18 protein-coding genes are annotated in these 18,968 nt (G+C 57.8%); 16 read left to right on the top strand and 2 right to left on the bottom strand.

The window, feature by feature from the left end; genetic code table 11:
- Window positions 1-76: 76 nt before the first annotated feature.
- Window positions 77-751 (bottom strand): transcriptional repressor LexA, encoded by a 675-nt coding sequence (gene lexA, locus RM6536_RS01335; RefSeq protein WP_005507880.1) that lies wholly within the window; start codon window positions 749-751, stop codon window positions 77-79.
- A gap of 845 nt (window positions 752-1,596) precedes the next feature.
- On the opposite strand from lexA, the gene RM6536_RS01330 reads away from it, so the two are divergent.
- The 3 genes from RM6536_RS01330 to RM6536_RS01320 all read left to right on the top strand — a co-directional run bounded on the left by RM6536_RS01330 (window position 1,597) and on the right by RM6536_RS01320 (window position 3,967).
- The gene (locus RM6536_RS01330; protein ID WP_012903895.1) at window positions 1,597-2,283 is read left to right on the top strand and encodes a LysM peptidoglycan-binding domain-containing protein; all 687 of its coding nucleotides are present in this window, start codon (window positions 1,597-1,599) and stop codon (window positions 2,281-2,283) included.
- Between the two features lie 119 nt (window positions 2,284-2,402).
- Complete coding sequence (locus RM6536_RS01325; protein WP_081094634.1) at window positions 2,403-3,179, top strand: imidazole glycerol phosphate synthase; 777 nt, start codon at window positions 2,403-2,405, stop codon at window positions 3,177-3,179.
- Window positions 3,179-3,967, top strand: a complete 789-nt coding sequence (locus RM6536_RS01320; protein WP_060823725.1) for a HisA/HisF-related TIM barrel protein — start codon at window positions 3,179-3,181, stop codon at window positions 3,965-3,967. The genes RM6536_RS01325 and RM6536_RS01320 overlap by 1 nt, the downstream gene beginning before the upstream one ends.
- A gap of 218 nt (window positions 3,968-4,185) precedes the next feature.
- Here RM6536_RS01320 and RM6536_RS01315 read toward each other — a convergent pair whose 3' ends face one another.
- The gene (locus RM6536_RS01315) at window positions 4,186-4,608 is read right to left on the bottom strand and encodes a DUF1844 domain-containing protein (protein ID WP_012903892.1); all 423 of its coding nucleotides are present in this window, start codon (window positions 4,606-4,608) and stop codon (window positions 4,186-4,188) included.
- A 293-nt stretch (window positions 4,609-4,901) separates the two neighbouring features.
- Between RM6536_RS01315 and infC the strand changes: the two genes are divergently transcribed.
- The 13 genes from infC (at window position 4,902) to pheT (ending at window position 18,785) form a co-directional block, all read left to right on the top strand.
- Window positions 4,902-5,603: a translation initiation factor IF-3 gene (gene infC / locus RM6536_RS01310; RefSeq protein ID WP_005507875.1), complete on the top strand. Its 702-nt coding sequence runs from the start codon at window positions 4,902-4,904 to the stop codon at window positions 5,601-5,603.
- A gap of 198 nt (window positions 5,604-5,801) precedes the next feature.
- Window positions 5,802-5,996, top strand: coding sequence for a 50S ribosomal protein L35 (rpmI, locus tag RM6536_RS01305; protein ID WP_004006287.1), 195 nt, complete (start codon window positions 5,802-5,804; stop codon window positions 5,994-5,996).
- 114 nt (window positions 5,997-6,110) lie between these two features.
- A complete protein-coding gene (rplT, locus tag RM6536_RS01300) occupies window positions 6,111-6,491 on the top strand; it encodes a 50S ribosomal protein L20 (protein WP_005507127.1) in 381 nt (126 codons plus the stop codon).
- Window positions 6,492-6,608: 117 nt separating this feature from the next.
- Window positions 6,609-7,610 carry a TrmH family RNA methyltransferase gene (locus RM6536_RS01295; RefSeq protein ID WP_060823724.1) on the top strand — a complete coding sequence of 334 codons (1,002 nt, stop codon included), beginning with the start codon at window positions 6,609-6,611 and terminating at the stop codon, window positions 7,608-7,610.
- 91 nt (window positions 7,611-7,701) lie between these two features.
- Window positions 7,702-8,622: a cation diffusion facilitator family transporter gene (locus tag RM6536_RS01290; RefSeq protein WP_060823723.1), complete on the top strand. Its 921-nt coding sequence runs from the start codon at window positions 7,702-7,704 to the stop codon at window positions 8,620-8,622.
- Between the two features lie 18 nt (window positions 8,623-8,640).
- Complete coding sequence (locus RM6536_RS01285) at window positions 8,641-9,456, top strand: DUF421 domain-containing protein (RefSeq protein WP_060823722.1); 816 nt, start codon at window positions 8,641-8,643, stop codon at window positions 9,454-9,456.
- Between the two features lie 16 nt (window positions 9,457-9,472).
- Window positions 9,473-9,955 (top strand): (deoxy)nucleoside triphosphate pyrophosphohydrolase, encoded by a 483-nt coding sequence (locus RM6536_RS01280; protein ID WP_060823721.1) that lies wholly within the window; start codon window positions 9,473-9,475, stop codon window positions 9,953-9,955.
- A gap of 380 nt (window positions 9,956-10,335) precedes the next feature.
- Window positions 10,336-11,205, top strand: coding sequence for an iron uptake transporter permease EfeU (gene efeU, locus RM6536_RS01275; protein WP_060823720.1), 870 nt, complete (start codon window positions 10,336-10,338; stop codon window positions 11,203-11,205).
- A 147-nt stretch (window positions 11,206-11,352) separates the two neighbouring features.
- Complete coding sequence (efeO, locus tag RM6536_RS01270) at window positions 11,353-12,579, top strand: iron uptake system protein EfeO (RefSeq protein WP_012903882.1); 1,227 nt, start codon at window positions 11,353-11,355, stop codon at window positions 12,577-12,579.
- A gap of 184 nt (window positions 12,580-12,763) precedes the next feature.
- Entirely contained in the window at window positions 12,764-14,086 is a 1,323-nt protein-coding gene (gene efeB, locus RM6536_RS01265) for an iron uptake transporter deferrochelatase/peroxidase subunit (RefSeq protein ID WP_060823719.1), read from the top strand.
- 241 nt (window positions 14,087-14,327) lie between these two features.
- Window positions 14,328-14,849, top strand: a complete 522-nt coding sequence (locus tag RM6536_RS01260; protein WP_060824868.1) for a hypothetical protein — start codon at window positions 14,328-14,330, stop codon at window positions 14,847-14,849.
- Between the two features lie 234 nt (window positions 14,850-15,083).
- The gene (pheS, locus tag RM6536_RS01255) at window positions 15,084-16,211 is read left to right on the top strand and encodes a phenylalanine--tRNA ligase subunit alpha (RefSeq protein WP_049328035.1); all 1,128 of its coding nucleotides are present in this window, start codon (window positions 15,084-15,086) and stop codon (window positions 16,209-16,211) included.
- A 3-nt stretch (window positions 16,212-16,214) separates the two neighbouring features.
- Entirely contained in the window at window positions 16,215-18,785 is a 2,571-nt protein-coding gene (gene pheT, locus RM6536_RS01250) for a phenylalanine--tRNA ligase subunit beta (RefSeq protein WP_060823718.1), read from the top strand.
- Window positions 18,786-18,968: the final 183 nt, after the last annotated feature.

Below are 18,968 nucleotides of genomic sequence, written 5' to 3'. Positions count from 1 at the left end.
GAGCTCAAAGCCCTAACGGTGATGTCTTCTAGAGGCTGTGCTATTTAGAGCCAGCGTCTTCTAGAGACTACATCTTCTAAAGACTACGCAGCACGGAGACGACCTTACCCATGACGGTTGCGCGGTCGCCCATAATCGGCTCGTAGTTGGAGTTGCGCGGCATGAGCCAGGTGTGGCCGTCGACCTGACGGAACACCTTCACGGTTGCTTCATCGTCGAGTAGCGCAGCAACGATATCGCCGTTGTCTGCGGTGTGCTGCTCGCGGACAACCACCCAGTCGCCGTCGCAGATTGCGGCGTCAATCATAGAATCGCCCTTGACCTTGAGCATGAAGAGCTTGCCGCTACCGACCAGCTGGCGGGGCAGGGCGAGCACATCCTCCACGGACTGCTCGGCGGTAATGGGACCGCCCGCTGCAATTCGTCCAACCAGGGGAACGGGTACGAGGTCTTCATCGCCGACTTCGAAGTTCGGCAGCTCGGGCAGGGAAGAGGAAGCGCTACCGTGGATGCCGACGCCGTTCTCATCCAACACCTCAATAGCGCGGGGGAGCTTGGGGTCGCGGCGAATGTAGCCCATGGTCTCGAGGCGACCGAGCTGGTGAGTGACCGAGGACAGGGACGCAAGACCCACCATGTCACCAATCTGGCGCATGGACGGCGGGTAACCCTTTTGTTCAATCTCGGTGCGGATCGCGTCAAGAATCTTCTGCTGGCGCGCGGTCAGCGCCGGACGGGGTGCTGTTGCCATTTCTTTTCCTTCGGTCTGTGCCCCGATTTCTGTATTCCGGTCTCTGCAGTCTGTCTGAGCCACAGTCCGGTCGGGGCACGGATGGGTGCTTCACACGTTTTCTGATGGTGTCCTAAAAATTTTTTGGGGTTCTGCCGAAATGGGTCTTATCTCGTCAGGGGGTGGAGGAATTCTATCCGTGCCGGAGCGATACCGGAGCGATACACAGGCAACGAGTATGCGCCTCCGCCCTATAAAACTCAGCCAGCGGCACCTGCACTCGATACAGAACCAAGCTGTAACGGGTACAGAAACCTGCTGTGAGTAGGACTCATCAGGAGCGTGTGGAACGTCTCTTGACACCAGTGTAGAACACTACACCGAAAAACTCAAACAAATATTCTAGATTTTTTCTTCGAAACTCGAAGAAATTTTTAGTACATCTCTGCTAGACTTTAGAACAAGAGTTCGTATATACTCTTGAATCTCTCCTGAAATTCAGGATTTACGGGCGAATGTTCGAAAAATATTCGAAGATTCGACCCGGAGTCTTTCGGGAGAGGAGAGTGAATGAGTGTTCGAATGTATTCGAATCCTCTGCTTCTCTCTTCGCATGATCTACCCCGGATGCTCTAGAGGGCATCTGGCGAGGAGAGAGCGCAGGGGATGGGGTTCCGGGGCAACCCTGTGCCTCTAACCCGGTGCACCCGACGCTCTGACCTAACTAGAGAATAGCTATCCACTAGTTATCGCTTAACAATCACCACTCCATAGTTATCACTCAACTAGGACCTCCGAGCGGGTATCGCTCGGCATTGCTAGACCCGCGGGGTAACCCCGGGGAGAGCTGAGAGAAAGGAACCACAATGACTACTGCAGCACCTCTTGCTTCTCGTGGCACTTCTGCACACCTTCCGGCAGGTTTGGTGGTACTTCACCCCGCCCGCACCGCACCCGCCCGCAACACGGCTGTCCGTACCGCGCAGGGGCGTTCTCGTGTGCCTGCGTCTTCGCAGTCTGTTCGCTCTTCTCGTGCGGCTCATGCACCCCGTCCTGCGCAGGTAGCTCAGCCTACCCAAGCTCCCGGCGTTGCTACCCCCGTTGCTTCTACCCCTGCTGCTTCTATTCAGGCGCCGGTTCGCTCTGTAGCTTCTGGTGCGCAGGCTGCTTCTGATGCGCAGGCGCCCAGCGTGAAGAGTGTTCTTCTGGCTAAGGGTGGCGAGCTTCTGCGCGAGGTTCCCGCTTCTATTCGTCGTCTTGGCACCCCGCGCGGTTTCCTGAAGGGGCTGCCTCTGCTGACTTTGGCGGCGCTGATTGTGCTCGGCGCTATTAGCTTCTTTGGCCCGGCGGCTTCTGCTTCCATGGAGAACGCTTCGGTGACTCGAACCGTCGTTGTGGTCAAGCACGGTGAGACCCTGTGGGATATTGCTCAGGCGGTGGATCCGCAGGGTGACACCCGTGATACTGTGGTTCGTATTATGGAGTTGAACTCGTTGACCAGCACCTCTGTTGATGCCGGTCAGCGTCTGGAAATTCCTCAGCCTCAGCGCTAAGCACGGACCCGTGTGTGGTTGGCTTCTGCGTGAGGTTGATGTCTTGACTCCGAATCCTCTATCTCTCAAGCTAGAGCGCTTGAGTCGAATTCTTGAGCCTATGAACTAGGAGCGCACCGATGCCTGTTCCCGTTGAACCCACACCCGTCAAAACTGAATCTGCACAGAGTGCTCAGACTGCTCGTCCTGTGGTTGCCGTTTTGGGGGAACCCGGAACTCGTGGTGCCCTGGTGAAGCTTCTTCAGGATGCGGGGGCGGACGTTATCTTGACCGCTGTGCCCGATCAGTTGCGTGAGGCTGACGGCATGGTGGTGACCGGCGGTGCGAGCTCTCTTGAAGCGTACGAAGACCTGAAAGCTAAGGACGCTGAGCGCGTGATTGGTCGCCGTGTGGCTGGCGGTCGTCCGGTGTTGGTTGCCGGTGCAGCGTTGAGCTGCCTCTTCGACTCGGTGACGGTGAAGCATCCGCAGATGGGGCAGATTCAGGTGCAGTGCATGGGGGAGTGGCCCGGCGAGAGCGTGGAGCTTTCTACCCGCGACCTGGTGCCCGGTGCTTCTGTCCTTCGTTCTTCCTCCGATAGTGCGCTGCTCAAGGGTCTTGAGGGTGAGGCTCAGTTCAAATCTGAGCACGGCGTTTTTGAGTGGGCTTTTGATCAGAGCATTGAATATATTGCCCCGCCGGCGGTGACGTGGACTGTCACCGAGCCTGCCTATATTGCGGCGGTTGAGAACGGCCCGCTGACGGCGGTGCAGTTCTGCCCGGTGGGATCTGGTGAGCTGGGTGCGGAGTTTCTTCGTCGCTGGGTTGCGTCCCTGGCGGTGACTGGTCGCCTCTCGCTATCCTCTGAATCTCTGTCCTCTGAGGGCTCCGCTGCTGCTCATGCGGGAGGTAACTAATGTCTGCACCCGTTCTTGAACTTCTGCCCGCTGTTGATATTTCTGAAGGCTACGCGGTGCGCCCGGTGGGCGGTACCCTCTCCGGTGGCGAGCAGCGCCTCGACCCGGTTGAGGCGGCTCTGACCTGGGTGAAGGCTCGTGCTCGCTGGATTCACCTGGTGGACCTTGATCTGGCGTTTGGTCGCGGTACGAATACTGAGGTTCTGGCTGAGGTGGTTGCCGCCGTCCGTGCCGAGAACGCCCGGATGGCCGGCTCCGCTCCGGTTCGTATTCAGGTCAGCGGCGGTGTGCGTAATGCTGAGAGTCTGGAACGCGCCCTGAGCCTGAATCCGGACCGCGTGAACGTGACTAGTGCGGCTCTGGCGGATTCTTCCTGGCTTGAAGATACTCTGGCTCGTTATGCCGATTCTGATCTTCTGGCTCTTGGCCTCGATGCCCGTTACACCCCCGAGCGGGGCTGGGTGACGGTGGCTCGCGGTACCGACTGGTCGGGTCCTGCTGTGGCGGAGGCGCTGGCGTGGCTGGAGGGCGCGGGCGTGCGCCGCTATATCGTCACGGATGTGAGTAAGGACGGTTCTCTGGCGGGCCCCGGTGCGGAGCTGCTGGATGTGGTGCTGGTTCAGACTGACCGTCCGGTGGTTGCTTCTGGCGGCGTGTCGTCGCTGGATGATCTTGTGAAGCTGCGTTCTATGGTGCCTTCTGGTTTGGAGGGCGTGGTGCTTGGTAAGGCGCTGTATGTGGGTAACTTTAGTTTTGAGCAGGCTCTTGAGGCCGCTGGCTCCCGCTAAAGCTATCGCTCCTGCTAAATCTGACTCCCGCTAAAGCTACCGGTTCGCCCTAGCCCACGTATCTAGCCTACGTAGATTTCTTATCCCCGCAGATTTCTTATCCGCATAGGTGTTGTATATGACGAAGCCCCGTCTTCCTCAGTGCGAGGGAGGCGGGGCATCGTGATCGCATAAACCAGTTGGCTCAGCAAACCAGTTGGCTCAGCAAACCAGTTGGCTTAGTACACCGGGCCGGTGAGCTTTTCGCCGGGGCCCTTGCCGGGTTCGTCCGGGAAGGGGGATGCTTCGCGGAATGCGAGCTGCAGGGTGCGCAGGCCGTCGCGTAGGGGTGCTGCGTGCTGGGAGCCGATTTCGGGTGCTGCGGCGGTGACGAGGCCGGCAAGTGCGGTGATGAGCTTGCGTGCTTCGTCGAGGTCCTTGAGGTCGTCGGCGTTTTCGTCTGCTGCCAGGCCGCACTTGACGGCTGCGGCGCTCATCATGTGGATGGCTGCGGAGCTGATGATTTCGATGGCGGGTACGTCTGCGATGTCGCGCAGCTGTTCGTTGACGGCTTCGACCTGCTCTTCGGTGAGTTCGGTGTGGCCGTGTACGGGGGTTTCTTCTTCCGCGGTGAAGCGGAAACTCGTGTTTTCAGTGCTCATAGTCCTAGAATCTCATATTTCGTTTGTTTCGGTAAATGCGTCCTTAAGAGTGGGCGCTTCTGTGGAATCGTTGGAGGAATCCCCGCAATTTTTATGGTGTTTTACGTCTAATCCCTTGCGCCTGTCGGGGGTTCTGCGGTATGGTTGTAGGCAGTTTGCAAGTGGAGCGTGCCTCCCACCCGGTTGACCGCCGCAAGCGTTAGCTTGCGAGTTTTGAGGTGAACGGGTTTGTCCGCCGCTTTCGGCGTACGCTGGTTTGTGCCTCCGCTTGTGTAACTGCGGGGGCTTTTTTAGTGCCCGCAACGGATAGTATTCACGGGGAAACCCACAGAGCACAGGAGCTAGTCATTAGCGAACCACGCATTAACGATCGTATCCGCGTTCCCGAGGTCCGTCTTGTCGGTCCCGGTGGCGAGCAGGTAGGCGTTGTCCCTCTGAAGGACGCTCTGCGTCTGGCTGAGGACGCCGAACTCGACCTGGTCGAGGTTGCCCCGAACGCGAAGCCGCCCGTGTGCAAGCTCATGGATTACGGTAAGTACAAGTACGAAGCCGCAATCAAGGCTCGTGAATCCCGCAAGAAGCAGGCTAATGCCGTTCTGAAGGAGATCCGTTTCCGCCTGAAGATTGATACCCACGACTACGAAACCAAGGTTGGACACGCTCGTCGTTTCCTTTCCGGTGGTGACAAGGTCAAGGCAATGATTCAGTTCCGTGGTCGTGAGCAGCAGCGCCCCGAGATGGGTGTGCGTCTGCTGGAGCGTCTGGCGGCTGAGCTGGCTGAGGTGAGCACCGTTGAGTCTCGCCCCCGTCAGGATGGCCGCAACATGGTGATGGTTCTGGCTCCGCTTCGCGGTAAGGCAGAGGCTCGCCGTGAGCAGGGCGCCGGCGGTCGCAAGGGTCGCGAGCGTATTGACACGACCAAGGCGAAGCCCGTAACTAATTCTCTGGCAGACGCTATGCCTGCCGAGTTGAAGGCACAGGCTTCCGCCGAGTAGGGAACCGGGTCGTCACTTTAGGATGGGCACGCGCCTCCACCGCTCGGTGGGTGTTGCGGGTTCACCCGGTGCCGGTTCCGAGGCACCTCGTTGGGGGGGCCTCACCTTTGGTCCTTGGGGCTGATGCGTTCGCGTACGCAGCCCCACTAAGCTACCCCGCTGTTGTGGCGGGGGATGAATGTAAGGAGAACGGCAGCTATGCCGAAGCAGAAGACCCACTCTGGTGCTAAGAAGCGCTTCAAGCTCACCGGTAGCGGCAAGGTTAAGCGCCAGCAGGCGAACCGTCGCCACTACCTGGAGCACAAGTCCTCTCGTCTGACCCGTCGTCTGGCTTCTGACCAGATCGTTACCGGCGGCCAGGCAAAGGTTGTCAAGAAGATGCTGGGTAAGTAAGCAACGCTTACTCTCTGCACCTGGCGCACTGATAGTGGTGCGCACTGATTAAAGACTCGCTCCTGTTCAGCGTGATATGTGAGCTGTTCAGGACATAAGACGAAGGAGACACACGTGGCACGTGTGAAGCGCGCGGTTAACGCGCACAAGAAGCGCCGTACTATTCTCGATCGTGCATCCGGCTACCGCGGTCAGCGTTCTCGCCTGTACCGTAAGGCTAAGGAGCAGGTCACTCACTCGCTGGTTTACAGCTACGACCACCGTCGTAAGAAGAAGGGTGACTTCCGTCGCCTGTGGATTCAGCGTATCAACGCTGCTTCCCGCGCACAGGGCCTGACCTACAACCGCTTCATCCAGGGCCTGAAGGCTGCTGGTGTTGAGGTTGACCGCCGTATGCTGGCTGAGCTGGCTGTTAACGAGCCCGCCGCCTTCAACGCACTGGTTGAGATTGCTAAGAACAACCTGCCCGAGGACACCTCGGCTCCCAAGGCGTAATTAGCCTAGGTTGTGTTCTTACCTCGAAGATCTAGGTTCGGGGTAGGATGCTTAAGCGTCGTGAGCGGCCGTCTGCACTTTTGAGTGTGGGCGGCCGCTTTCTGCGTATCTGGGGTTGTGCTTGTGGCTGTTCCGTGTTTTTGGGTGTGCCTTTGCCTGTACCCTTTAAGAGTGAACTTTTTTGAACGTATTAGTACCCCCGTTGTGATGTCCAATCCGCAGGCAGATCGTGTGCGCGATATTGCGAAGCTGCGCACCCGCGCTGCCCGCACGAAGAAGGGCCAGTTCCTGGTGGAAGGCCCGCAGGCTGTGCGTGAGGCGTTGAAGGCGCATCTGAAGAAGCCGATTCTGGATGCTGTCTACGTTACGGAGGCGGCTTTTGACCGTCATGAGGATATTGCTGAGCTGCTGGAGCAGATGTACGGCACCCCGACCCCGGAGGAGGGCCGCCGCGTCTTTATGCGTGTGGTGACCGATGAGGTGATGGAGGCGATGGCTGATTCGGTGAGCCCGCAGGGTATTATTGCGGTTTCCTTTATGGTGGATGCGTCGTTCTCGCTGCTGTGGGGTGAGGGCGCGTTGAACCCGAAGCTGATTGCTGTGCTGTCTCGTGTGCAGGATCCGGGTAATGCGGGCACTATTCTTCGTGTGGCTGATGCGGCCGGTGCTGACCTGGTGATTACGACTAAGGGTTCGGTGGATTTGTATAACCCGAAGACGGTGCGTTCTACCGCTGGTTCGCTGTTCCATGTGCCGATTATTCAGGGCGTGCAGCTGGAGGATTTCGCGGAGGATGTGAAGTCTCAGGGTACTGCTGTGTTGGCTGCTGACGGCTATGGTGCGGTGAATTTGCAGGAGCTGAGTGAGTACACGGTGGCTCGTCGTGCCGGTGTGGAGGCGAGTGCCCCGTCCGGTGTGAAGGGTAATTTTGATCTTTCGAAGCCGACCATGTGGCTTTTCGGTAATGAGGCTCAGGGCTTGAATGCTGAGGAGAAGGCTGCCGCTACGATGCGCGTGGCTGTTCCTGTCTATGGTTCGGCTGAGTCTTTGAATGTGGGTACGGCTGCTGCTGTGTGTCTGTATGCTTCGGCGATGGCTCAGCGCGGCGTTTCTCGCTAGGTTTTGGGCGGTTCGCGGCTGTGGCACAGCGGTGGGCCGCTTTAGCCGTATAGGTTTTAGAGTTTTAGTTGAGGGCTGAGAAAGGGAAATTATGTCTGCTCCTTCTGGTCATTCGGGTTCGGGCGCGATTATTGCGGCGCTGGGTGCGAACCTGGGTATTGCGGTGCTGAAGTTTTTGGCTTTTGCGCTGACTCGTTCTTCGTCGATGCTGGCGGAGGCTATTCACTCGGTGGCTGACTCGGGTAATCAGCTTCTGCTTCTTCTGGGCGGTCGCGCTTCGCAGAAGCAGGCTGATGAGGAACACCCGTTTGGTTATGGCCGTAACCGCTATATTTACGCGTTTATTGTGTCGATTATTATCTTTGCCCTGGGTGGCTTGTTCGCTCTGTATGAGGGTTATGAGAAGCTGCATGACCCGCACGGTATTACTGAGTGGCAGTGGGTTCCGGTGGCTGTTCTGGTGGGTTCGATTCTGCTGGAGGGTAACTCGTTCCGCGTAGCGGTGAAGGAGTCGCGTGAGCTGAAGGGCAAGCAGAGCTGGATGCGTTTCTTGCGTACTTCGAAGAACCCGGAGCTTCCGGTGCTTCTGCTGGAGGATGCGGGTGCGTTGCTGGGTCTGATTTTTGCGCTCTTTGGTGTGGGTATGACCCTGTTGACCGGTAATGGTCTGTGGGATGCGTTCGGCACCCTGGCTATTGGTGTGCTGCTGGTCTTTATTGCTGTGTTCCTTGCGGTGGAGATGAAGTCGCTGATTCTGGGTGAGGCTGCTTCGCCGGAGGATTTGGCGAAGATTCGCGCGGCGATTGAGGATGGCGATAGCGAGCGCATTATCCACATTAAGACCGTGCACCTGGGTCCTGAGGAGATTCTGGTGGCGGCGAAGATTCGTATTCATGATGCTGACACTGGTCGCGCGGTTGCTGATGAGATTGACGCGGCTGAGGTACGTATTCGCGAGGCTGTTCCTGCGGCACGCATCATTTATTTGGAGCCGGATATTTTCCGGGCTTAGTTATAGGAGCTTTTTGGTATGACCGTTGAGATGATCGTTGAGGGTTTGCTAAAGATTTTCGTTGGCCTGATCATTCTTTTGGTGTACCTGCGTCTGACTCACCGTTCTCAGGCAGGGCACCAGACCCCGATTGATACCATCGGTAACTTTGTCATCGGTGGTGTGTTCGGTGGCGTGTTGTACAGCACGCAGATTAGCCTGTTCTACTTTGTCATCTACATGGTGTTTACGCTGTGCATGATTCAGCTGCTGAACGTGGCGACCACGAAGATTCGTTTTCTGCATATGGCGGTGCGTGAGCAGCGCGTGCCGGTCATTACGGATGGTGATATCGATATTAAGAGCTTCCAGCAGGCAGATGTGGTTCTTGATCCGATGCGCCTGATTGCTGACCTTCGTGCGCAGGGTATTTACGACCTGGAAGAAATTGAGTTCGCTCAGATTGAACCGAACGGTGCGCTGAGCGTGATCTGTAAGGGTGACGGCGTGCCGAACTTTGCTCTGATCGTGAAGGGCAAATTGGTCACTCGCGATATCGCGGATGCGCACAAGACCGAGGATTGGGTGTACCTGCAGTTGCGTGCCGTTGGGGTCGAACTTGAGGATGTTTTCCTCATGGAGTTCAAGAACGGTAACCGCCTTCTGATTCTGCTCAATGACGGCACTACTATTCGCCGTGAGGTGGCAGAAGCCTCGAATATGAATGATGAGGAAGAAGAGTGGCAGGAAGGCGTGGAGGAAGCTCCTGAGCCTGAGGTTACTGAGGATGCTAAGAAGGAAGTAGCGGAGCACGCTGCTGAAGATGCGCATCCGACGAAGGAATCTAAAGCGTAGAAGAAGGTAGAGAAAGATGAGTGAAGTGTCGCCCTCGTTTGAGGTTCAGGTGGTTGGCGCCGCCGTGGTTGATTCTTTGGAGGCTCCGACCCGTATGCTGGTGGCTCAGCGTTCTGAGCCGCAGACTGTTGCCGGCATGTGGGAGTTCCCGGGCGGTAAGGTCGAGCCGGGGGAGAGCTGTGAGCAGGCGCTGGTGCGTGAGCTGAAGGAGGAGCTGGGCGTGCAGGCGCGTTTGGGCGCTGAGGTGCCCGGTGCGTACCCGCAGGGCTGGCGCCTGAGCGAGCGTCTGGCGATGCGTGTGTTCTTTGCTGAGATTCTTTCGGGTACTCCGGATACGTTGGAAGACCACAGTGCTCTGCGGTGGATGCCGTTACCGAAGTCTAAGGATGACGCGCAGGCGTATGACGATTTGCTGGGTTTGCCGTGGATTCCGGCGGATTTGCCGATTGTTGTGGCTCTTCTTCAGCAGCTGCAGGATGCAGGTGTTGGCGAGGCGTAATCCTAACGCTGTAGCGCTAAGACTCTGTGTTAGTTCGGTGCGAGGCTAATTCGCCGTTGTGTGACAAATTCGCGGCGGTAACAGGATAAATTTTCTCTATCTTTTTTGACACTTTTTGAAGGCGGGATTCCCTGTGGGGAGTCCCGCCTTGATGCATATTTTGAGGGTGATTTATGCGCCATATGATTCTGACTTGCGTGTTTATTGGGGTGTTTATTCAAAGCGCGTAAAGTTATGGCTACAGGTCGTGTCTAAGAACATGCACCGTAAAGAGATAGGCGATTTTAGGTATGTGTAGCCCCAAAATCCGGGATGAAATCCTGCGCCAATCACCGTATGTTTATTAGGTAAGAAAAAACTATTTAATTGGTGATACTGAGATGAACTTTTGGGGAGCCTTCCTCGGAAACTTTTTGATTGGTCTGCGTGAAGGCCTCGAAGCGGCACTGGTTGTCGGTATTCTGCTCGCCTACATCCGCAAAACGCAGCGCACTCACCTGCTGGCACCCATGTGGGCCGGCGTCGGTGTGGCGGTCCTGCTGTCCCTCGGCTTTGGCGCTCTGCTGACCTTCGGACCTGAAACCCTCACCTTCGAAGCGCAGGAAGCCATCGGAGGCTCCTTGTCCATCATTTCGGTTGGCTTCGTCACCTGGATGATTTTCTGGATGGCAGAAAACGCCCGCATGCTCTCTGCTGAGCTCAAAGACAAGCTAGACGCAGCACAGACCAGCGCCTGGGCTGTGGTTCTGCTGGCGGCACTTTCCGTGGGCCGTGAAGGCCTGGAAACCACCCTGTTTATCTGGTCGGCTACCCGCACCGCCGGTCAGGAAGCTAATGCAACCCCCATGCTCGGCGCGCTGGTCGGTATCGCGATCGCCATTGTGATGGCGTGGGGCATGATGCGCGGCATGATGCGCATTAACCTCTCCCGCTTCTTCACGATTACCGGCGCGTTCCTGGTCATTGTGGCGGCGGGCGTGCTCTCGTACGGTATTCACGACCTGCAGGAGGCGGCTATCCTGCCGGGTCTGAACAATATCGCGTTCGAGTCCTACCGTTACATTGATCCGAGCGGTTTTGTGGGCACCCTACTCAAGGCTGTATTCAACCTGTCCTCGACCACCACCTGGCTTGAGGCGGGCGCCTGGATTCTGTACGTGGGCATCGTGATGCCGCTGTTTATCCGTGCGCAGCGCCCGGGTCTGAAGGCATCGGCTAAGAAGTCTGAGGCCGAAAAGGCCGCAGCCTAAAAGATGGCGTCCTCAGCCGATCTAGCCTCCACCTTGTCCCTCCACCTTGTTAGGGGAGGCACCCCTAGATTTTTGCGGCAATGACTGGTCGCGAACCCTACCTACTCATACATTCACCCTTCACGGGACCATACATAAGGAGAACCAATGCGTAAGACTCTCGCCTCCGCCGGTGCACTGCTGTCGGTTGGTGCGCTCGCGCTGACCGGCTGCACCCCCAACACCCAAGCTTCGTCTTCGTCCTCGTCCTCGGCTTCGGGCGCGGCGGCTTCCGACGGCGTCATTAATGTGACCGCATCCGATACCGCCTGCAAGCTCTCGGTGACCACTGCGAAGGCTGGAAAGGTGACTTTCAAGGTCAAGAATGAGGGCACTAAGGTCAACGAGTTCTATGTGCTTGGCTCTGACGGTCTGCGCATTATCTCCGAGGTGGAGAACATTGGTCCGAACCTCAGCCGCGACCTGACCGTGGAATTGAGCGAGGGCAGCTACAAGACTGCTTGCAAGCCCGGCATGGTTGGTGACGGTATCACCGGTGATTTCACCGTGACTAAGAACGAGAACGCGGGGACTATCTCCGCTGATGAGCAGGCTCTGCGTGATACCGCTGTCACCCAGTACACCGCCTACGTCAAGGACCAGGTGGAGGCGCTGAAGACTAAGACTGAGCAGTTCGCTGAGCTGTACACCGCCGGCAAGGTGGAAGAAGCGAAGGCACTGTACTCCTCCGCACGCCTGCACTACGAACGCATTGAGCCGGTGGCTGAGTCCTTCGGCGATCTGGATCCCGCCCTGGACGCACGTGAAGCAGACGTGGAAGAGGGCAAGGAGTGGACCGGCTGGCACAAGATTGAGAAGGATCTGTGGCAGCCCACCGCTGAGAAGAACGGCGGTAAGGAGTACACTCCGCTGACCAAGGAACAGCGCGCTGAGCTGGCGAAGAAGCTTGTTGCTGACACCCAGAAGCTCTACGACGAGGTTCACTCCTCCGAGTTCAAGCTTGAGGCTTTCCAGATTTCTAACGGTGCCAAGGAACTGCTGGATGAGGTGGTCAACACCAAGATTAGCGGTGAGGAAGAGACCTGGTCGCACACTGACCTGTCCGACTTCCAGGGCAATATTGATGGTGCCCGCGTGGCGTATGAGGATGTTCTGCCGATTCTGAAGCAGAAGGACCCGAAGCTGGCTGAGGACATCGCGAAGAAGTTCGACGCTGTGCAGAAGCTGCTGAACCAGCACAAGAAGGGCGATAGCTTCGTTTCCTACGAGGAGCTGACCAAGGAGCAGGTACGTGAGCTCTCCGATGCTGTGGAGGCGCTCTCTGAGCCGGTTTCGAAGATGACTGAGGTTGTGACCGGCGCGGGTACTAAGTAGTATCCCGCCGACTCTCACCTGCCGCGGTATGTGATATCCGCGGGTATGCCGGGTGGGGACTACGGTTGATTCGTGTCTCTGCCCTCGTGTCTCTGCCCGGCACAGGTGCATTTTTCATGCAGTGTTGCTCGCATAGTAGCCGCTGCATTCTTCATCATTCACACACCATACGAAAGGCCTTCCCATGCCTACCGACCCCAACCACCACACCCCGGAAGTAGCTACCGAAGCTAAGCCTGCTGGTACCTCCCGTCGCGGTGCGCTCGGCGCCGCACTGGCTGGTGCCGGTGCTCTGGGTGCTCTCGGAGCGCTCGCCAGCTGCTCCTCCAACTCCAGCGCGCAGACTTCTGCGAGTGCTTCCTCGACTGCGGTGAAGGATTCCCATTCTTTCTACGGTGAGCATCAGAGCGGCATCTCGACTGAGGTGCAGGACCGCATGTATTTTGCGGCGCTGAACCTAAAGACTACCGACCGTGACGAAATCCAGTCCCTGTTCAAGGAGTGGAGTGCCGCTGCTGCGAAGTTGCAGGCGGGCGAGCTGGTGGGCGAGGACCGCTCCTATGAGGCGCCTCCTAAGGACACCGGCGAGGCGATGGACCTGTCTGCCGCGAACCTGACTCTCACCTTTGGTCTGGGTCGTAGCTTCTTCGTTGATGATGAGGGCAAGGATCGCTTCGGCTTTGCCTCTAAGCTCCCGGAGGCGCTGGTCCGCATCCCTCATATGACCGGTGATGCGCTGGAAGATAAGCGTAGCAACGGCGATATTTGCATTCAGGCGTGTGCGGATGACCCGCAGGTGGCGTTCCACGCGATTCGTAACCTGATTCGTATTGCTGGTGGCCGTGCCGTGGTGGCGTGGAATCAGCAGGGCTTCGGTCGTACTTCTTCGACGTCGACGAGCCAGGTGACGGCTCGTAACCTGTTCGGTTTCAAGGACGGTACGAACAACCTGAAGGTGGAGAGCCCGAATCTGCTGAAGAAGCATGTGTGGACTTCGTCCGAGAATTCGGCGAATAACCCGGCGTGGATGGAGGGCGGTAGCTATCTGGCTGCTCGTCGTATCCGCATGAATATTGAGACGTGGGACCGCACCCGTCTGCGTGAGCAGGAGGAGATTGTGGGCCGCACTAAGGTCACTGGCGCGCCGCTGTCTGGTGGCGATGAGTTCACGGCTCCTAATTTTTCGGAGAAGGGCCGCTCGGGTCCTCTGATTCCGGCAGATTCGCATATGCGTCTGATGCACCCGGATCAGAATGATGGTGTGCAGATTCTACGCCGCGGCTACAACTACACGGATGGCGCTGATGAGCTGGGCCGTCTGGACGCTGGCTTGTTCTTCATCGCGTATGTGTGCGATCCGCGCACGCATTTTATTCCGATGCTGAGCACGATGACTTCTTCGGATGCTTTGAGTGAGTATCTGCGTCATACCGGTAGTGCGCTGTTCGCGGTGCCGCCGGGTGTGAAGGATGAGAACGACTACATCTGCTCGGGTCTTTTCAGCTAGCGTGCTGGCTTGTGCATTGTGCACGGTGAAAGCAGGAGGTGTTTTGCCTCCTGCTTTCTTCCGTTAAGGCTCGTGCGGTGGCTGCTTTGCTAGCGGCGGGGTGTTTGGGTTGTCTCTTGGTGGGTTTTGATTGGGGAGGGGACTTTGTCACATATGGGTTCGACACGGGTGCATACTTTGGAAACCAACCGGTAGGCGGGTAGTATTGAGGGAGAAATCACATACGTATTGGGAGACAATGATGACTGCTCAACCCCCGTTTGATCCGGGTACCTACCGCTCCGACGCGGTTCCCTCGGACACTCAAGCTATTTATATTCAGGAAGGCGGCGCTGATTCGCGCGGGATTCTGTTCCATTCGCCGACCAAGCACCCGAAGATTCTGCGTCTGCAGGAGATTATGATTGTCTCCGCGCTGCTCTGCTTGATCCACGGTGTTATTTCCTCATTTGCGCCGGGTAACCTGTCCCCGTTGCAGGGTCTGCCGGAGGTCGGTATTGCAGGCGGTATCGGCCTGCTGATTGTGTCGGCTGTCGTGTATACCTGGGTGTACTTCACGATTCAGAAGGGCAAGCGTCTGGGTCTGACCGTTGGTCTGATTTTTGCAATTCTGGGTGCGTTCGTGGCGATTCTGTCTCTGATTGGTAATGTCATTGACGCTCAGCGCTACGGTTTTGTGCCCCTGTACGCGGCATGGTTCATTGCGAACGTGCTGTGGATTCGTGCTTCTTTCGACCCGGCTGTGAAGCAGGCTCTGAAGTAGAGGCGCCCCTTCAACCCTGTTGTTGAAAAGATATACTCTAGAACGCCCGGATGGACTATCCGGGCGTTCTGCTGTTTACGCTTCCTTCTCTGGTCTAAAATGGATAGGATATGCGCCCGTCGCTTACCCCTGTTCCGCACCCTGTGCGGGCAGCCGGGGAGAGCAGACGGTGCTGCCTAAGGTGTATTACGAGCCAGCCGGCATAGTGCCGGTGGTATGCAGAGAAGAGTGACAATGACCGATTCCGTGCAGGAACACGAGGGTCTTAACGGCCCGGCTCAGGTTCTCGCCCGCATTGCGCAGGTTCTGGAGGAGAACCCCGAGAACGGTTTGGACGCTATCCGTGAGGCTTTTGAGGCTGAGCGTGAGCGTGCCAAGCAGGAGATTCGCGAGAAGGCTAAGGACTTTGACAGCCTCAAGGAGGTGCGCCTGAGCTTCTTCGGTGAGAAGGGCATCATGAGCATCGCTAACCGTCAGATGCGTGATCTTCAGAACCAGCACAAGGGCCCGGTGGGTAAGCTGATGGGTCAGGCTCGTGCCGCCCTGACTGAGGCTATTGAGGCTCGTACCGCTGAGCTGGAGGCTGAGCGTGAGGCTCGCATCCTGGCTGAGGAAGCTGTGGACGTTTCTGCTGCTTCGCCTCGCCGTTCCCTGGGCGGTCGCCACCCGATTGCTCTGATGCAGGAGCGTCTGACTGACATTTTCGTCGGTATGGGTTGGGAAGTTGCTGACGGCCCGGAGCTGGAGTCTGAGTGGTACAACTTTGACGCTCTGAACATTAAGCCGGATCACCCGGCACGCGAAATGCAGGACACTTTCTATGTTGAGCCGAAGAACGCTCACCTGCTGCTGCGCACTCACACTTCGCCGGTGCAGATGCGCTCGCTGCTTTCGCGTGATTTGCCGCTGTACATTGTGTGCCCGGGCCAGGTGTACCGCACCGATGAGCTGGACGCGACCCACACCCCGGTCTTCCACCAGATTGAGGGCCTTGCCGTGGATAAGGGCCTGACGATGGCTGATCTGAAGGGCACCCTGGAGTACATGGCACGCGCCATGTTCGGTGAGGACGCTAAGATTCGCCTGCGTCCGAACTTCTTCCCGTTCACTGAGCCTTCCGCTGAGCTGGATTTGTGGCACCCGAACGCTAAGGGCGGCCCGCAGTGGATTGAGTGGGGCGGCTGCGGCATGGTGAACCCGAATGTTCTGCGTGCTGCGGGTATTGATCCTGAGGAGTACTCGGGCTTCGCTTTCGGTATGGGTATTGAACGTACCCTCATGTTCCGTAACAACGTCGCCGACATGCATGACATGGTTGAAGGCGACATCCGTTTCTCTGAGCAGTTCGGGATGGAGATCTAAATTATGCGTGTACCCCTGTCATGGCTGCGCGAGTTTGTGCCTGTAGCTGAGGATGCTTCGGCTGAAGATTTGATGGCAACCCTGGTGAAGGTTGGCCTGGAAGAAGAAGACGTTCACCGCCCCTCTGATGAGCTGTCCGGCCCGATTGTGGTTGGTCAGGTGCTCTCTATGGAGCCTGAGACCCACTCGAACGGCAAGACCGTGAACTGGTGCCAGGTGCGTGTGGTTCCGGAGGGTCAGGAGCAGACTCTGACCGGTAAGGGCATTGAGCCTTCCGGCGTTCAGGGCATTATTTGTGGTGCCCACAATTTCAAGCCCGGCGACAAGGTTGTTGTGACCCTGCCCGGCGCTGTTCTGCCCGGTGGTTTCGCGATTACCGCCCGTAAGACCTACGGCCACAAGTCGGCTGGCATGATTGCTTCGACTCGTGAGCTGGGTATTGGCGATGATCACGGCGGCATTCTGGTGCTTTCGACTCTGGGCCTGGACCCGGAGGTTGGCACCGACGCAATGGAACTACTGGGCCTGTACGATCAGGCTGCTGAGGTGAACGTGACCCCGGACCGCGGTTACGCGTTCTCTCTGCGCGGTATTGCTCGCGAGTGGTGCCACGCTACCGGTTCTTCCTTCGAGGATTTTGTGCTGGCGTACGGCGAGCGCGCCCCGGAGGCGAACGAGTCCGGTCACCCGGTTTCTCTGCGTGATGACGCCCCGATTCACGGTAACCCCGCATGCACTCGCTTTGTGATGCGTGAGGTGTCGGGTGTTAAGGCGGATGCGCCGGTTCCGACCTGGATGTCTTCGCGTCTGCGTCTGGCGGGTGTGCGCTCGCTGTCGCTGCCGGTGGATATTTCGAACTACGTGATGTTGGAGACCGGTCAGCCTCTGCACTTCTACGATGCTGACAAGGTTCAGGGTGAGATTGTGGTGCGTCGCGCCGTTGCCGGTGAGAAGCTGGTGACCCTGGACGGTGTTGAGCGTACCCTGCACCCCGAGGATATTGTCATTGCTGATGATTCCGGCGTAATTGGTCTTGCCGGTGTGATGGGCGGCGCCTCGACTGAGGTGACTGATTCGACCACCCGCATTCTGGTGGAGTCTGCTCGTTTTGATGAGGTGTCGGTGGCTCGTACTGCTCGCCGTCACAAGCTGATTTCTGAGTCCTCGAAGCGTTTTGAGCGTGGCGTGGATCCGCAGATTCAGGCTGCGGCTGCTCAGCGTGCGGTTGAGCTGCTGGTTGAGCTGGCTGGCGCTCAGGCTGAGCCGGGCGTTACCGATGTGTCTCTCGGCTATGAGCCGGTCGTGATTGATCTGCCCGCTGATTACACCGCCGGTCGTATTGGCGTGGATTACTCGCCGGAGCAGATCGAGTCCTGCCTGCGTGAGATCGGTTGTACGGTGGAGCGTACCGAGTCTGGTTACGCGGTGACTGTCCCGTCGTGGCGTACTGATCTGCGTGCGAAGGAGGATCTGACTGAGGAGATCGCACGTATTGACGGCTACGAGAACATCCCCTCGACTCTGCCGGTGGCTCCTGCCGGTCGCGGTTACACTCCGGAGCAGGCGGGTAAGCGTCGTGCGCTGAACGCGCTGGCGGCTGCGGGTCTGACTGAGGTTTTCGCGTACCCCTTCGTGTCGGCTGATGCGAACAACCTGTGGTCGGCTCCGTGGGTGAGCACCCCTGAGAACCCGGTGACTGAGGTTCCTTCGATTCGCCTGGAGAACCCGATTTCTTCGGCTGAGGGCTGGATGCGCCGCTCGCTGCTGCCAGGCCTGGTTGAGGATCTGAAACGTAACCTGTCTCGCGGTTTCAAGAACCTGGCTATTTTTGAGGCGGGTCACGTGTTCATTCCGGGTGAGCAGCTGGGTTCGGAGTCTATTCCGCCGCTGGGTGCTCGTCCTTCGGATGAGGTACTGGCTGATTTGAATGCCGGTATTCCGCATCAGCCTACTTTCATTGCTGGCCTGTTTGCCGGTACTGAGCATGAGGTGATGCCCGGTGCTGCTCCGCGCGCTTACGATTGGCGTGACGCTCTGGATGCTGTGCGTCTGGTTGCTGGCGCTGTTTCGGCTGAGATTCAGATGCGTAACGGTGTGCATACTGCGTTCCACCCGGGCCGTGTGGCTGAGGTTCTGAATGCTGCCGGTGAGCGTGTTGGTTTTGCTGGTGAGCTGCACCCGAAGCTTCTGCAGGAGCTGAACCTGCCTGAGCGTACCTGTGCGTTCGAGCTGGATTTCTCGGCGCTGTTTGCGGCTCGTGTTGAGGCGCGTCAGGCTACTCCGGTGCTGACTTTCCCGGCTGCTACTCAGGACGTAGCGCTTCTGGTGGACCGCGATCTGCCTGCTTCTGAGGTGGAGCGTGTTCTGCGTGAGGGCGCTGGTGAGCTACTGGAGGATATCCGCGTCTTTGACGATTACCGCGGTGTCGGTATTGATGAGTCGAAGAAGTCTTTGGCGTTTGCTCTGCGTTTCCGCGCGCCGGATCGTACGCTGACTGCTGATGAGGCGTCGGCTGCTCGTGAGGCTGCTGTGGCTGCGGCTGTTGAGCAGCTGGGTGCGGAACCGCGTGTCTAACCGGTCTGACCCTATGGCGTAATGCCTAGTGCTGACGGGGTGGGAGTTGTTGGCTCCCACCCCGTAGCTTTTGGTGTTGTGTAGCGGGTTTACCGGTGGGGTTGGTTTATGAAGCGTTGATAAGCGCTTTCGTTGGTGAACTCATGTGGTTATGGGTACCCTAGAAGATAGATGAAGTGAGGG

Source organism: Rothia mucilaginosa, from assembly GCF_001548235.1.
Lineage (GTDB): Bacteria > Actinomycetota > Actinomycetes > Actinomycetales > Micrococcaceae > Rothia > Rothia mucilaginosa_B.
Note: the sequence above shows the minus strand (reverse complement) of the source record. Positions and strands in the feature narration are given on the sequence as shown.

Bases quoted from the DNA above. Each gene is read 5' to 3' on its own strand.
- lexA (WP_005507880.1), bottom strand. From the start codon at position 751: ATGGCAACAGCACCCCGTCCGGCGCTGACCGCGCGCCAGCAGAAGATT.
- RM6536_RS01330 (WP_012903895.1), top strand. From the start codon at position 1,597: ATGACTACTGCAGCACCTCTTGCTTCTCGTGGCACTTCTGCACACCTT.
- RM6536_RS01325 (WP_081094634.1), top strand. From the start codon at position 2,403: ATGCCTGTTCCCGTTGAACCCACACCCGTCAAAACTGAATCTGCACAG.
- RM6536_RS01320 (WP_060823725.1), top strand. From the start codon at position 3,179: ATGTCTGCACCCGTTCTTGAACTTCTGCCCGCTGTTGATATTTCTGAA.
- RM6536_RS01315 (WP_012903892.1), bottom strand. From the start codon at position 4,608: ATGAGCACTGAAAACACGAGTTTCCGCTTCACCGCGGAAGAAGAAACC.
- rpmI (WP_004006287.1), top strand. From the start codon at position 5,802: ATGCCGAAGCAGAAGACCCACTCTGGTGCTAAGAAGCGCTTCAAGCTC.
- RM6536_RS01290 (WP_060823723.1), top strand. From the start codon at position 7,702: ATGTCTGCTCCTTCTGGTCATTCGGGTTCGGGCGCGATTATTGCGGCG.
- RM6536_RS01285 (WP_060823722.1), top strand. From the start codon at position 8,641: ATGACCGTTGAGATGATCGTTGAGGGTTTGCTAAAGATTTTCGTTGGC.
- RM6536_RS01280 (WP_060823721.1), top strand. From the start codon at position 9,473: ATGAGTGAAGTGTCGCCCTCGTTTGAGGTTCAGGTGGTTGGCGCCGCC.
- efeU (WP_060823720.1), top strand. From the start codon at position 10,336: ATGAACTTTTGGGGAGCCTTCCTCGGAAACTTTTTGATTGGTCTGCGT.
- efeO (WP_012903882.1), top strand. From the start codon at position 11,353: ATGCGTAAGACTCTCGCCTCCGCCGGTGCACTGCTGTCGGTTGGTGCG.
- efeB (WP_060823719.1), top strand. From the start codon at position 12,764: ATGCCTACCGACCCCAACCACCACACCCCGGAAGTAGCTACCGAAGCT.
- RM6536_RS01260 (WP_060824868.1), top strand. From the start codon at position 14,328: ATGACTGCTCAACCCCCGTTTGATCCGGGTACCTACCGCTCCGACGCG.
- pheS (WP_049328035.1), top strand. From the start codon at position 15,084: ATGACCGATTCCGTGCAGGAACACGAGGGTCTTAACGGCCCGGCTCAG.
- pheT (WP_060823718.1), top strand. From the start codon at position 16,215: ATGCGTGTACCCCTGTCATGGCTGCGCGAGTTTGTGCCTGTAGCTGAG.